Raw genomic sequence first — 12,270 nt, forward strand, 5'->3', positions numbered from 1 at the left:
GGGTATATTTTGAGTATGCTGCTATTATAAGGAGCGGAGCGACCGCGAGAGCAGAGCCGCCCTGAAAGCCACCACCCGGTGTCAAGTGACCGTGCAAGGCAATAGATGCCGAAACCGCAAGGATCATGACGACAATAATTTTCGTAACTGATTTGACTACTATGGTAAGACCTCCTGTGAATTCCTCTGTCTTCTGCTTTGCTGCCTTTTCCTGTCTTTTATTTAGCCTAAAGAGAGTTAGGCTTCCAATAATCGCAAGGAAGAATACCGCAGTCTCAAAGAGTGTATCAACACCACGATAGTCCCACAAGATTGAGGTGACGACCTCTGGACTTTTAGCCGAGTAGTCCCCGAAATAACTATTCTGGAGGTAAAACTCACCTAGAGGTCTTACATCAGTTTGCTGGGGGAGTTTTGGAGCAATATAATAAGCCAATCCCAGTATTGCCACAAGTATGATTACAAGTGGGATTAGCTTTTTCATTTACACCACCTCGTATCTCCCTGTTTTACTCACAACGAAAACCAGGAGTGCTGAATATATTCCAACCGCTATAGCAACGTAGGCCAAGACAATGTCTGGTGCCATTAGGATGTAAAATGCGATTGCATAGGCAATTGCCTGGACTGCCGAAAAGCCAATGGCTCTAAGCAGGTCTTTTTCAATAATTGCCAAGTATGAGAATATTAATCCGATGATTGTTGTAATTGCCAGCATTAGTAAGTGCACTTCAATCATGCTTCTTCACCTCTGTTAAGTGGTCGCACTTGGGGTTCCATTGGACGAGCTTAGCTTTGTGAGCGGCGTACGCTAGGGCATGGGCACCGGCAGGCGCTGCCAGAAGCACTATTATCCCTGTGACGAAACTAGCTCCTGCTATGGCATACTTGTGGGGAAGGAAATTGCTACCCAATGCTAAAAACCCGACACCGAATAACGGCACTACTGCACCCCCGATAGTTCCAACTGTTGCAGCGTGTAGCCTGACGTAGAAGTTGGGGAAGCGGAGTAGGCCTATGGCCCCAAAGAGGTCGCAGATGCCGCCGATAGTTATCATGATGGCTCCGAGGTAGAACAGCACCTCACTCATGCTCCCACCTCTCTACTCACAAGGTATTTGGCTATGTAGATATCCAGAAGATAAGCCCACAATGCTAGAGTTATAGCACCACTAATCAGAAAGACGCTTTTGAAGTAGACTGCCAAAATGGCCATGAATGCTGCGATATCGAAGCTCATGCAGTCTATTGCTAGTATTATGTCAGGTATTGTTGGACCTCTGAAAGCTCTAATTGCATAAATCACAAATGCAAGCAGGTAAAGCGGAATAATGAACTTCATGAAGATAATGAATGTGTCCTCAAGGCTCATCCTCAACCCCCCTGATGACAATTCCCGGCATAAAGTGCCTCGTCTTTTCTGTTTCACTTATGAGCTCGGCGATCATTAGCTTCTCATTTGCCACAGATTCCTCCGGCTCGACATAGACAGTCTTCTTCTGTTTTGACTCTAGCATCCCACTAGCAACAGCCACACCGTAGATTATGGCCTCTGGCTTTGGGGGACAGCCAGGTATAAAAACCGTCGCGGGAGGCTCCATGTTGTATTCTTCTTTTAGAATCCTGTAGAGCTCTTTAACACCACCTATTACGGAGTAAGTATCATACCATATGCCCCCTCCACAGGCGCACGCTCCTATGGCCAGAACCACTTTTGGCTCCGGAACCGCTTTCAGAGCGTCAATAACCTTTGGCAGACACTCCCTTGTAATTGGTCCGGTAAATGCTATGGCGTCTGCATGTCTGGGAGAGCCAACGAGCTTTATCCCGAGTCTTTCAACATCGTTTCGTGGTGCAAAGATATTTAGGATCTCTATATCACAGCCGTTACACGAGCCGGAGTTGAGATGAAAAACCCATAGACTATTTTTTACCATGGATCTCACCCCCACACCCTCCACTCAGACGTTTTTTTCGCTCTACACTCAGGGCACAGAAGGAGATTCTTTCTTTCCCAAGGGTGTATTTTTTCGAGAGAAGCTATCAGATGCCTATATGTGTCGAAGGACTTTCCGCACTCACTGCAGCGGGCCATCTGTAGTTCCACAATCTGGTGCAGTTCGTCATGATCTGATGTAGCAAGCTCGAATTGTGTGGTTAGCTTTATCGCACCCACGGGACATACGTCTTGGCAACGACCACAGAATATACATCTCCCAAGGAAAAGATGGACGACTCTGATGCCCCTAGCCTCGTCTGTGAAAACTCTAATTGCTTGGGGAGGGCAGGCGTTAGCGCAGGCACCGCAACCTATGCATGTTTCCTCGTTGATAACTGGTTTTCCTCTGTAATCATCTGGAACGTCAATCGGAGCGAAAGGATATTTTTCTGTGACACTACCTATGGAAATGGCCTTGCCCAGTAGTTTCAGCCTCCCCATTTCAGACCCTCCTCACGCCCTCCTTAAGCGGCCCTCTCCACAGAATCTTCCCGCTTTCAGAATCAATTATTGAGACGTGGTCTGTACAGGAGAAGCATGGGTCTATGCTGGCTATTATTAGGGGAGCATCTGCAACGTCATTCCCTCTGAGCATTATAGGAACCGCCGGGAGGTTGTTATAGGTTGCAGCTCTTGGATGCCAGCGGTAAATCATGTTCTCTCCCCATGTTATCACGGCGTGGATGTTCTCCCCGCGTGGAGCTTCAGTGACTCCGATACCGAGTTTGAATGGAGGAATCTCATATTCGTCATTTATCAGTTCTCCTGGAGGCATATTTTCCAGGGCCTGTCTTATCATATTGAAGCTCTCAAAAATTTCTTCGTATCTTACGAGGAACCTTGCAAAAACGTCCCCTTCTTTGTAAACCGGGACTTTGAAGTCCAAGTCCTTGTAAGCCGCGTAGGGATGGTCTCGCCTTACATCAGTGTCAATCCCGGAGCTCCTGGCCATGGGACCGACCACACCTATCTCCCTGGCCTCTTTCTTCGGTAGAACTCCGACACCCTCCATCCTTTCTCTGAGCTCCTTCATCTCAGCGATGTTATCAAGTACTTCCCTGCTCTCTTTTTCAACCATGTCCAGAAGTTTCAGCGTTTTTTCCTTTTTATCCTCTGTGATGTCTCTTCTTACTCCTCCGACAATATTTATTCCGTAGGTCTTTCTGTTGCCGGTTATGAGCTCTGCTATGTCCATTATGTATTCTCTGGCCCTCCAGATGTGCATGAAGCCGCTGTCAAAGCCGAGAAGATGGCATACAACCCCGAACCAAAGAAGGTGGCTGTGAATTCTCTCTACCTCAAGCATTATTGTCCTTATATACTGTGCTCTCTCAGGAACGTAGATGCCAGCAGCATCCTCAACTGCCTGACAGTATGCGGCGGAATGGGTGCAACCACAGATTCCACATATCCTCTCCGCGAGGAATGGGATTTGGTTTATTGTCATTCGTGATTCAGCAAGCTTCTCCATTCCCCTATGAATGTGAAATCCCCTGTATTCCGCATCTACGACTTTGTCTCCTTTAACATAGAGCTCAAAATACTCTGGTTCGTGAAGGGAGGGATGATATGGTCCCAGGGGTATCTCCATGACGTCTTTTTTGTGCTCCCTTTCTTTTTCTATGGGTTTTGACGGTGGAAGCTTTTTGTTGTAAGGAAAGTCTTTTCTCAAGGGATAGACTCCTTCTGGCCAATCGTCCGGTAGAATAAGCCTTTCTGGCTTTGGATGTCCATTGAAAACTATGCCGAGCATGTCCATGGCTTCTCTCTCTGACCATTCAGCACCCTTGATAACAGGGGTTATTGACGGTATCTCAGGGCTTCCTTTGGGGGATGTTATCTTGAGAACCACATATCTTCCCTCTGTATCGCAGTTGAATATGTGGTACATTGCAAACCTCCCGTTTATGGGCCGTTCGTCTACTCCCATGCCACTAGAGTAGTAATAACCCCTCTCGAATAACGCCCTTGCAATCTCCCGTATATTGCTGGCGCCGACCTCGGCGACTGTCATCTTATCATTGTGCTCCAGTATTTTACATCCTTTGAGGATATCAAATACCATAATTTACCACCCCACCACTCCCAAAATCCAACTTAGGATTCCAACTATTGCAAAACGCTTGAGGAATCTGGCGGCGTCTTTAGTCCTGAATCTCCCATAGTGGGCTTCAATCGACGCGTAAACAACTGATATGATGACTAGTCCAATGACGTAGACTAGTACTCTCACTGTGCCATCTTGGGGTAGGAAGAAGTTCAGGAGTATCGTGGTGAGAAGTAGCCGTTTCACGTAGATTGAGAGCTTTAACATTCCCAGGCCTTTCCCGCTGAACTCTATGAGGGGACCCTCGACTATCTCTGGTTCGGCTTCAGCGACGTCAAATGGGATTCTGGCTCCCGCGACGTATGCCATAACTGCGAATGCCAGAGCACCTGTTATGGTAGATACTTTTAGTTGGAGGGGGAAAAGTCGCGAGAACGAGAGACCTCCACTGGATGCTGCGAGTGCGGCCACTATAAAAGCCAAGGAGAATTCCTCTGCCATTATGATTGAAACTTCTCTGTGGGATCCTATTTGGGCATATGGACTTCCAGTTGAGAACGCTCCGAGAGCTATGGCGACGGCTGAGAGCGTTGAGAGGTATATGAAGGCGATTATATCCCCCCATGTGTCTAAAGAGCCAGGAAGCAGTGATGGGATGAACAGGGACGCCGCCAATACAGATACAAGCGCTATTGCTGGTGCTGGTTCGAACAGCCATCTTACGGACTCCCTAGGCCTGACGTTTGGCCTTCTGAAGAGCTTTAATAAATCAAGCCACGTCTGGATTAACGGCGGCCCTTGTCTTGACTGAAGTCTTGCTTTGACTTTCCTCTCGATTCCGTCTAATAACGGAGCAAAGAGTACTATGAAGATTAGATTGAGGGCAGCATAAACTGCATTCATAACAGAACACCCCCGAGTATTGTAAGGAGTATAAGGAGCATTAGCCAAGCTCCAGTCATCATCTTGTCCAAGTCGAAGGATGCTTCCTCAAAGTTGGACAAGACGGCTTTTGTGGCGTCCCATAGTCTTTTCGTGGTACATACACACCATTCTCCCCAGCTATAAACATCCTCGAATTCTTCCTCAAAGGAGGCATAGTATGAGCTCGCTGGAAGCCTCATGGCCAGGGACCGTCTCGTGCCAGTTGTCCACACCGGAAGACTGATTTTGTATGGGAAAATGGCTAGTAACACTGCGGTCAGAGCTCCGGAGAATACCAGGAGAGCCAGAGGAGCTATGTTTCCAATACCGTCGGACACTATGAGACCGGGAAAGACCGTGATTGATGGAGTGGTCACGCCTACTGAGTCAACCGCTTTTGAGATTGCTTCCAGTGGCAATGCTGGATAAACACCAAAAATTACACAAAGAACTGCGAGAATCAACTGGGACGCCCACATTGATACTGGGACTTCTTTGACCGTTATCTCCTTGGCAGGCGGTCTTACAAAGATGGAAGTGAAGTACTTAACGAAAGATGCGGTTGTTACAGCGCTTATGAATAGTGCTAGGGCCCCAAACAGGGAAACGAGAGTCGGAGTCGGAAGTGTTGAAACGTATATCATCCACTTGCTAACAAAGCCGTTGAATGGTGGCATCCCAGCTATGGAAAGAGAACCTATCAGTGCAGCAAATGCCGTTATCGGCATAAATCTCGCTAGTCCTCCCAAGTGGTCCAAATCCCTGCTTCCAGTTCTATAAAGGATCGAGCCTGCTGTTAGGAAGAGCAGTCCCTTGAAGAATGCATGGTTGAGAGCGTGGAATAGGGATGCCATAAGGGCAAGAGCTCCGAATGTGGTGTACCCCTTGGAAAGGAGATATATCCCTGCCCCAAGGGCAAAGACAACGTAACCTATCTGGCCGACACTATGGTAGGCCAGTAGGCGCTTTGAGTCTGTTTGCTTTAGTGCGTACATCGTACCAAAAAACAGGGTTAATGTTCCGAACAGTGCTATGAGTAGACCAATATTAGGGGTTAGTGGGGTGAAACTCAGGAAAAAGCGGAACATCATATACACTGGCATTTTTTCCATGGCCCCACTGAGCAATGACGAGACGTTACTTGGTGCCTCCACATATGCGTCTGGAAGCCATACGTGGAACGGCACAAGGGCGGCCTTGACACCAAGTCCGATCATGAATCCAGCACTTACAAGATACATCTCCAGAGGATGAGAGCGGAAATAGTTTACGAGCTGGGACGAGAGGATATCGTAATCACCTCCGCCAGAGATTGTTATGAGTACCAATACTATGGCTATCAGCATAAAGTCTGCTGCGGCTTTAGTCATGCAGAAGTACTTGAGGGTCGCAATGAGAGTCTTCTCGTTCCTTTCAAACGCTACCAGGAACTGGGAGAAGAGAGTCATCAGTTCCCAAAACACAACGAACCACAGGAGATTCCATGAGACGAGAACAAGGAACATGAAGAGCAGGAAGAGGGGATAGTTGAAGGCATATAGTCTCTTGTCTCCTTTATACATGTCTAAGTATGCAATACCATAAACCGATGTACAGAAGCCCAGAATTCCGAGTATTATCATGAAAAAGCCTGACAGCGGGTCGACTTTGAGTGTTAGAGTTGAGAAAGCATTGATAATGGAATCCGATTTCAGATGTAACAGAGTGATATTTAATTCAACGCTCTCTTTGAGACCTACAATCCCGGCATAGGCTATTGTCAATGAGCCAAGAGCGGAGAGAGCATTTACTAACTTCGTTAAAATTGCGCTCCTCGAAAAGACTCCAATGAAAGATGCAACTGACAGAATAATGACAATAAAAAGAAAAATTACCTCCATAGAATCACCTCCTGAGTTTAAACCTCATGATGTGCCTCAGAAAATCAATGCTGTCCAGCTCATAGTCTTCGAGTAGCATCTCTCTACCGAGAATGTCTCTTATCACTGGCTTTCCTTCCTTAAAATACAAAAACGCCACGTCCTCCATTATGATTTCTTCCTTTCCATTTTCCACAACAACGGCTTTTGACTCACACATTCATACCACCTTTGAGCGTTTTTTCATGCTCAGAAGTTTATTTGCAAGAGATTCAACATCACGGTAAATCCTAGAATCTCTTGGTATGGAATTGACACCCAGACCTTCATTGTCAGCTTTAATTACGGACGTGTCAAAATGCACCAGGTGATAGGGAACCAGATAGTCAGAGAAGACACGTGAATAGAGCTTAGCGGCTTCCATGGAATCGTGTACTTTGTTAATTATGAGCATTAAGTTCGAAATGTTGAGCTCCTCACCCATTTTGAGAAGTTTCTTGGCTATGGTGAGCGATTTAAGTGTTGGTTCCGCAACACAAAGCATAACATCGAATTTTTCCGCTAGACCTCTACCGAACACCTCTGCACCGGCCTCACTATCAACTATTACAATGTCCTTCTCTCTTAGAAGGACATGATTCAGGAATGCTTTGGCGAGTGCTATCGACGGACACAGACAGCCTTCCTTTGGCTGTTCTGTACTCCCGACCACGACGAGACTTAGATTCGGTTTTATCCTTATTCCGTACATGTCCACTAAGTCGTCAACTTTCGGTGTGAGGGAGAACAGTACCCCCCAACCGGAACCAGGTTTCGCTCCCGTTCTCTCTTGGGCAAGCTCCTCGTTCCGCGAGAGTGGAACGATATCTAATGCCTCATCATATGGGACACCAAGGCTTTGAGCAAGGTTTGGAACGGAGTCTGTATCAAGGGTCAGTACATTGTAGCCTTTGTCGGCGATTATATGGGCGAGTAATGCTGTTGTTGTTGTCTTGCCAACCCCTCCTTTTCCAGCTACTAGTATTTTCATTGTTGGCACCTCCGGCAATGTTTGTACGTTTAATGTACAAAATTCAAAGTTAAAATAATAGAAACTATTAGACGGGCCATCCAAGTTTTTTCCTCTTCTCAATTATCACGTTGTATATTGTTTCTGCCGCTTTCACTGGATCTGTCTCAACGTAGAACTTCCCTCCAAGGAGATCCTCGATGTCATCCGTAAGGAGTTTGGTAACCTTCTGGCTTCCAAGGACTGGTGGGATAACTCCCAAGTGCGTGAAGACGCCGCTTGCAACGAAGTAGGTTCCTATTGCCACTGCCTTCTCGCTCATCCATTCTGGAGCAGAGCCAGCAACTGGCAAGTCTGAAATGTCAACATTCAGAGCATTGGCAAGGGCACTCAAGACCAGCAGGATTCTCGAACAGTCAACACAGCTTCCCATGTGCAGGCATGGTGGAATTCCGAGCGCTTCGCATACTGCCTTCAGCCCTGGACCGGCCATTTCAGCTGCTTCGGGGGTTAGTAACCCATGCATTGCTGCAGCAATTCCCCAGCAACCAGTTCCAACAACCAGGATGTCCCTCTTGATGAGCTCCTTGGCCAAGGTGACGTGACCGTAGTTCTGCTTGACCCTTGGATTGTTACATCCAACGATTCCGACGATTCCCTTTATTGTTCCGTCCTGGAGGGCTTTTATGAGGGGCTCCAGTGTTCCACCAAGGGCTTCAAGTATTGCCTCGACACTAAATCCAGCAACCAATTCCATCTTGTGCTCTGGAATGTAGACTTTTGCCGGAACTCTGTTCTTATAGTTCTCAATTGCAATCTTGATGATCTCTTTGGCGATCTCGTCCGCTTTCTCAGGTTCAAATTCGACGTGTATTGCTCCCGGAATGCGAGCCTTTGGCTCAGTAGTTATTATCTTAGTGTGGTAACATGAAGCGACATCAACTAATGAGGGCATTAGGCACTGGTAGTCAACTATCACGGCCTCAACTGCACCAGTTATAATCGCCAGCTCCTGCATTAGGAAGTTTCCAGCGACCTGAACTCCCATTCTTGAGAGAACTTCGTTTCCGGTACAGCACATTCCAGCAACGTTAATTCCCTTTGCTCCGTACTGCTCTGCAAGCTTCTGCATCTCTTCACTCTGGGCAATCTCTGCTATTTTCATGGAGAGAATCGGGTTGTGGCCGTGAACGATTATGTTGACCATGTCTTCCTTCAAGACTCCCAGGTTCGCCAGCGACTTTATCGGCTTTGGTGTTCCAAAGAGAATGTCGCTCAGATAGGTGGCCATCATTGAGCCGCACCAGCCGTCGGCCAGGGCAGTCCTCACACCATGCAGTAGAAGGCTTGCAGGGTCTGCATCACAGCCTATGTGGGTTCTGTGCATACTGAGACATATCTCCCTGTCGATGGCTCTTGGTAAGACTCCTAGCTTCTCCCAGACCTTAATCCTCTTCTTTGGTGCTGTTGCTGCAAGTAATCTTACTGGCTCCTCATCCTGTTTTCCGAACTCCATCTCAAGAATGTGGGCGACTTCCAATGCAATTTCATTTTCGCTCTTGCCCTCTGTTTCGACACCCAGAATCTTAGCCAGCTCTTTGAGCTTTTCAACATCTGTTAGTTTATAGTCCTTGAACTTTCCTTCAGCAATGCCCTTGAATACATGGACTACATCTCTTGAGTGATCGCTGTGACCGGCAGTACCAGCCGCTATCATTCTTACAATGTTCCTTGCTACTATTGTATCTGCATCCGCACCACAAACTCCCTTAGTTGGGCCAACCCCAAACGGATCGATTCTACATGGTCCCATTGTACAGTTCTTACAGCAGACACCTAAGAGACCGAATCCACACTGAGGCTGCTGCTCCAAAAATCTGTGCCAGGCAGTCTTGACCCCATCCTCCTCGGCTTTCTCAATAAGCTTTCCAACACCTGGAGTTATGGAGACTTGCTTTGAGGGGACCTTCTTTCCGGCCATTTTCACCACCTCAATACCACACTATATTTGAATAGGCAAGATACAGATCCATAGGTCTAACAAGATCCTCTTTCTTCTTTGACTCGGAGACGGGCTTCATGTAGACCATTCCCTGCGATTTCAGCCCAGATATGAGACTCTCTGCCTTCTCCTTTCTAACCTCTTCCAGTATTTCGCCGAGAGTCCCGAACTTCAGGGCTCTAGTTGGACAGGCCTCGACACATGCTGGCTCTTTGCCTTCTCTGACCCTATCAACACAACTGTCGCATTTTATCACAGCCTTGTATTCGGGCTCGAACTTGGGATGGCCAAATGGACAGGCCATCACACACATGAGACAGCCTATGCACTTGTTGGCGTTAAGGACAACAAAGCCTTCTTTGGTCCTTGAGATCGCTCCTGTTGGGCAGGCCTCCATACAGGGAGCGTCCTCACAGTGCTGGCATCTCATTGGAACATTAAAGAAGTCGGCGACAACAACTTGGAGTCGGGGTTTGGGGGTTGGTTTTTCAAAAATTGCGCCAAAGAGGTTTTTGCTCATTGAATGTTCAACTGCACAGGCAATTTCGCAGGCCCTGCACCCCGTGCATCTCTCTGGATTTATGTAAATTGTAAGCTTCTCCATGTTGGAACCGGAAAAAGCTGGCATTGTTGATCACCTCGTATAATGTAAACAAAAAGATTTTAAGATGGAATCGTGTTCGGCGATCCGGATAAAAACGCAAGAAATTATTCGATCCACCGTATTAGAACCTTTCATTTAGAGACAGTAAAACTCTCTCTCGGATCCGTTGGTATTCTTTCAGGAGATCCAAGGCAACTCCAGTGAGTACAGTTATTCCTTTTTTTCGACCTCCCTTAACGGAGACAATCAATCTTCTCCCGAGTTTTTCCTCAATATCCCTGATCCTTTCCCAGTATGTTGATGGAGAAACTCCCATAATCTTACATGCCGCTCTAAATGATCTGGTCTGAGAAATAAGTTCAAGGAGTTCCATAATATCTCCGGGAATTTTTATGCCTGATGACGTAACAAAGGATATTTCAACTTTGGGTACAAAACTCGGATTCTTATTGTTGGGACATGGGGAAAAGAATATCTTCCGAAGTAATTCTCTAGTCATCTCCCGGTAGCTTACTGAAAAATTTGAGTTTGGACACTTTGATATAATGCCATATGGATTAACATAAAGATGCCTGCATGGATCCATGGGGGACATAAGCAGAGTAATGGGATAATCATTTAGGAACACTTTCATAGCAGAATAAAGATATTTCCTTCCATAATGCAGGCCAAGTTCGACATCTTTTCTGGCACTTATTGATTCAATGAACATATCTCCGGATGGAGGGCTGAAAAGGGAGGGTCCAACAGTTATTCTTAATCCTCGCTTCATGCACTCCCCGATTTTCCTAAGGATCTCCCCTGGATCCGAGCTCGAGTTAAATACCAAATAAGCCTCAATGTGATCAATACCTCTTGATTCAAGGGCTCTAATTAGAGTATCCCCTCTTTTAATATCTATCATGGGCGGAACAATTATAGAGATCATGTCCACATCAGCAAGCACATCTACTCTGAGGTTGGAGAGACTGGCAGTTAAGGGTATAAAAACGGTCACCCTTTTTGATATGTCTCTCAGCTCATCGTAGATAATCTTTATTTTTGGATGAAGAAACGGGTTAGGGCACATCAATATTCCTTCATTGAATCTGAACCCATCTAAAAGAGAGGCTATTCTAGGAAGAACATCCCCAGGGAGCATTACTCCACTTAACCTTTCTCTCCAAATGCAATTTGCACAGGTTGCGTCACACCTTCCTGATGGTTGTACAACTATAACTCCCATAACCATCACTCAAATACTACCTCAAAGCCACAGAAAGAGTAGCCAAGTCCCTGACAGTATATCTCTCTTGTAATGTTTCTGCCTACTAGCTCTTCTATGATACCTTGGATCAGGCCTGCTTCAAAATCACATAAAGTTCTCCCTATAGGGACAGTATGGTAACAACTCATACACTCATAGATATTTAGCTTTATCCTATTAAAAGACTCTTCCAAGATATCAAGAAGCCCTATCTTTTGATTTAAGAACACTTTAGGTAGGTCATCTAGACTTTTGACTTCTCCACTTTCTACAAGTCTTTTAGCGAGCTTTAATCCCGCACCTCTCAGAATAAGGCTTCTTAGAGAGGGACTATATTCCATCATACCATAAGAAATCATTCTGAAAGTTCTTACGTATTCTGGATCCTCTGGAAAAAGCTTCGCAAAAAAAGGTCTTCTAACTTGGAAGTAATTCTGGGGGGTTAGTTCAGTTCTCTGAAGTTGAGAGGGCTTTTCTTTAATCTCAGACCTGTAAATATTTCGCCACTGTTTGATTAGATCGATGTACTCAATTTCCATCCCCAACACCTATGAAAGAGTATGCATACATCAATTTAAAA

General features: G+C 46.2%; 15 protein-coding genes. All 15 read right to left on the bottom strand.

Features of this window, described 5'->3' with window-relative positions; all coding sequences use genetic code 11:
• On the bottom strand, positions 1-484 hold a 484-nt coding region (locus E3E33_RS01855), incomplete at its 3' end, for an MnhB domain-containing protein (protein ID WP_304940786.1).
• The gene (locus tag E3E33_RS01860; RefSeq protein WP_012571987.1) at positions 485-739 is read right to left on the bottom strand and encodes a hydrogenase subunit MbhD domain-containing protein; all 255 of its coding nucleotides are present in this window, start codon (positions 737-739) and stop codon (positions 485-487) included. It lies immediately after the preceding gene.
• The gene (mnhG, locus tag E3E33_RS01865) at positions 732-1,091 is read right to left on the bottom strand and encodes a monovalent cation/H(+) antiporter subunit G (protein ID WP_167711618.1); all 360 of its coding nucleotides are present in this window, start codon (positions 1,089-1,091) and stop codon (positions 732-734) included. The genes E3E33_RS01860 and mnhG overlap by 8 nt, the downstream gene beginning before the upstream one ends.
• Positions 1,088-1,372, bottom strand: a complete 285-nt coding sequence (locus E3E33_RS01870) for a monovalent cation/H+ antiporter complex subunit F (protein ID WP_012571985.1) — start codon at positions 1,370-1,372, stop codon at positions 1,088-1,090. The genes mnhG and E3E33_RS01870 overlap by 4 nt, the downstream gene beginning before the upstream one ends.
• The gene (locus tag E3E33_RS01875; protein ID WP_012571984.1) at positions 1,362-1,937 is read right to left on the bottom strand and encodes an NADH-quinone oxidoreductase subunit B family protein; all 576 of its coding nucleotides are present in this window, start codon (positions 1,935-1,937) and stop codon (positions 1,362-1,364) included. Before E3E33_RS01875 ends, E3E33_RS01870 begins: the two co-directional genes overlap by 11 nt.
• A gap of 5 nt (positions 1,938-1,942) precedes the next feature.
• Positions 1,943-2,440, bottom strand: a complete 498-nt coding sequence (locus E3E33_RS01880) for a 4Fe-4S dicluster domain-containing protein (RefSeq protein WP_167711617.1) — start codon at positions 2,438-2,440, stop codon at positions 1,943-1,945.
• Between the two features lies 1 nt (position 2,441).
• Positions 2,442-4,064, bottom strand: coding sequence for an NADH-quinone oxidoreductase subunit C (locus E3E33_RS01885; RefSeq protein ID WP_167711616.1), 1,623 nt, complete (start codon positions 4,062-4,064; stop codon positions 2,442-2,444).
• Positions 4,065-4,067: 3 nt separating this feature from the next.
• Positions 4,068-4,949 (bottom strand): respiratory chain complex I subunit 1 family protein, encoded by an 882-nt coding sequence (locus E3E33_RS01890; RefSeq protein ID WP_167711615.1) that lies wholly within the window; start codon positions 4,947-4,949, stop codon positions 4,068-4,070.
• Positions 4,946-6,850: a proton-conducting transporter membrane subunit gene (locus E3E33_RS01895; RefSeq protein ID WP_167711614.1), complete on the bottom strand. Its 1,905-nt coding sequence runs from the start codon at positions 6,848-6,850 to the stop codon at positions 4,946-4,948. The genes E3E33_RS01890 and E3E33_RS01895 overlap by 4 nt, the downstream gene beginning before the upstream one ends.
• A 4-nt stretch (positions 6,851-6,854) precedes the next feature.
• Positions 6,855-7,049, bottom strand: coding sequence for a CooT family nickel-binding protein (locus E3E33_RS01900; RefSeq protein WP_012571980.1), 195 nt, complete (start codon positions 7,047-7,049; stop codon positions 6,855-6,857).
• Positions 7,050-7,859: a P-loop NTPase gene (locus tag E3E33_RS01905; RefSeq protein ID WP_012571979.1), complete on the bottom strand. Its 810-nt coding sequence runs from the start codon at positions 7,857-7,859 to the stop codon at positions 7,050-7,052.
• Positions 7,860-7,926: 67 nt separating this feature from the next.
• Positions 7,927-9,819 carry an anaerobic carbon-monoxide dehydrogenase catalytic subunit gene (gene cooS / locus E3E33_RS01910; protein WP_167711613.1) on the bottom strand — a complete coding sequence of 631 codons (1,893 nt, stop codon included), beginning with the start codon at positions 9,817-9,819 and terminating at the stop codon, positions 7,927-7,929.
• Positions 9,820-9,829: 10 nt separating this feature from the next.
• Positions 9,830-10,444: a 4Fe-4S dicluster domain-containing protein gene (locus E3E33_RS01915; RefSeq protein ID WP_240911995.1), complete on the bottom strand. Its 615-nt coding sequence runs from the start codon at positions 10,442-10,444 to the stop codon at positions 9,830-9,832.
• A 121-nt stretch (positions 10,445-10,565) separates the two neighbouring features.
• On the bottom strand, positions 10,566-11,675 hold the full coding sequence (locus tag E3E33_RS01920) for a winged helix-turn-helix domain-containing protein (protein WP_240912009.1): 1,110 nt from the start codon (positions 11,673-11,675) through the stop codon (positions 10,566-10,568).
• Positions 11,675-12,229: a V4R domain-containing protein gene (locus tag E3E33_RS01925; RefSeq protein WP_048055067.1), complete on the bottom strand. Its 555-nt coding sequence runs from the start codon at positions 12,227-12,229 to the stop codon at positions 11,675-11,677. Before E3E33_RS01925 ends, E3E33_RS01920 begins: the two co-directional genes overlap by 1 nt.
• Positions 12,230-12,270: the final 41 nt, after the last annotated feature.

The sequence above is a fragment of the Thermococcus sp. GR5 genome (genome assembly GCF_012027535.1).
Classification (GTDB): domain Archaea; phylum Methanobacteriota_B; class Thermococci; order Thermococcales; family Thermococcaceae; genus Thermococcus; species Thermococcus onnurineus.